Origin of the sequence: Streptomyces griseoloalbus, assembly GCA_014650015.1 — a bacterium.
GTDB lineage: Bacteria > Actinomycetota > Actinomycetes > Streptomycetales > Streptomycetaceae > Streptomyces > Streptomyces griseoloalbus.
In genome coordinates this window covers 1-1,548 of the sequence record BMUD01000071.1, presented here as the reverse complement: position 1 = coordinate 1,548, position 1,548 = coordinate 1, and the positions used below count along the sequence as shown (strand labels likewise).

1 protein-coding gene is annotated in these 1,548 nt (G+C 69.3%); it reads right to left on the bottom strand.

The features are described 5' to 3' along the window. Positions 1-67: 67 nt before the first annotated feature. Positions 68-1,285 carry an IS110 family RNA-guided transposase gene (locus IE178_RS34970; RefSeq protein ID WP_193515058.1) on the bottom strand — a complete coding sequence of 406 codons (1,218 nt, stop codon included), beginning with the start codon at positions 1,283-1,285 and terminating at the stop codon, positions 68-70. Between the last annotated feature and the right edge of the window lie 263 nt (positions 1,286-1,548).

Below are 1,548 nucleotides of genomic sequence, written 5' to 3'. Positions count from 1 at the left end.
GGGGGGTGCCTCTATGTCTTTCGTCAAGAGGTCCGCGTCGGGTTTGGGATGGTCTGGCTTGCTGGGGTCATGCGGCGAGTTCGACGTCCTCGGGGTGGCGGGGTTCGTAGAAGGTGCCGTCTCGGAGCATGGCGAACAGGACGCTGATGCGTTGGCGGGCGAGGCGGAGGAGGGCCTGGGTGTGGGTTTTGCCGCGGGCTCGTTGTTTGTCGTAGTAGGCGCGGGAGGCCGGGTCGGCGTTCATGCAGGCGAAGGCGGACAGGAACATGGCGCGTTTGAGCTGACGGTTTCCGCCTCGAGGTGCGTGCTCGCCATGGATCGAGGTCCCGGACGACTTCGTGGCCGGGGCCAGGCCGGCGTAGGAGGCGAGGTGGGCGGCGGTGGGGAAGCCGGTGCCGTCGCCGACGGTGACCAGCAGGACGGCGGCGGTCCTGACGCCGACGCCGGGCATCGAGGTCAGGACCGGGGAAAGAGGGTGGGCCTCCAGCAGGGTGTTGATCTGGGCTTCCAGGGCCCGGCGCTGGGTGTGGACGGTGGCCAGGGAGGCGGCCAGGGTGGGGATGACGATGTCGAGGGTGCCGGTGCCCGGGACGACGACGGACTGTTCGTCGAGTGCGTCGAAGACCTCGTCGATGAGCCGGGCGGCCATGCGTGGGGCCTTGGGCCGGATCAGTTCGACGAGTCTGCGGCGGCCGGCTTTGCGCAGGGCGGCCGGGGAGCCGTAACGCTCCAGAAGCCAGGTGACGGCGCTGTGGTCGAGGCGGGGGCCCAGGACGCGTTCCAGCGACGGGTGGAACTGGGTGAGCAGGCCGCGTATCCGGTTGGACGTGCGGGTGGCCTCGGCCGCGAGGTCCTGGTCGAAGCCGACCAGAACGGTGAGCTCGGCGGTGATTTCGTCGGTCAGTTCCAGCGAGCGCAGAGTGTGCGGCATGGTGCGGGCCGCGTCCGCGATCACCGCGGCATCTTTCGCGTCGGTTTTCGCCTCGCCCGGGTAGAGGTCGGCGATCCGCCGCATGGCCAGTCCGGGCAGGTAGGCGACCTGGCAGCCCGCGTCCCGGGCCACGGTCAGCGGCAGGGCTCCGATCGAGGCGGGCTGGTCCACGATCACCAGCACCGTGCCGAACTTCGCGGCCAGCTTGTCGAAGACGGCCCGCAGCTTCGGCTCACTGTTGGGCAGCTGCTTGTCGAAGACCTTCTTCCCGGCCGGAGTCAGCCCGTGCCCGTGATGGGCACTCTTGCCGACGTCCAGACCGAGGAACACACCCACGTCTTCGGTGTCGAACATGGTGCCCTTCCCGGGTCGTTGAACGTGCCGGCCTCGGCATCGGTGTCGTACGCGCGCATCCACGTTATGCAGACCTGTCATCCGCGAGCTGTCCGGCGTTGCGCCGGACCGGATGGCGGCCGGACCTCTCATCAGCGTCTCCGACGGCACCTTCCGGGCCCGGTGACACCACCCCCCAGGTCATGCCTTCGACAGGGGGACACAGTCATGCCGGGCCCGGAGGCCAGCGGCCCCGTTGCAGGACCGCGGAAAACATAACGGGG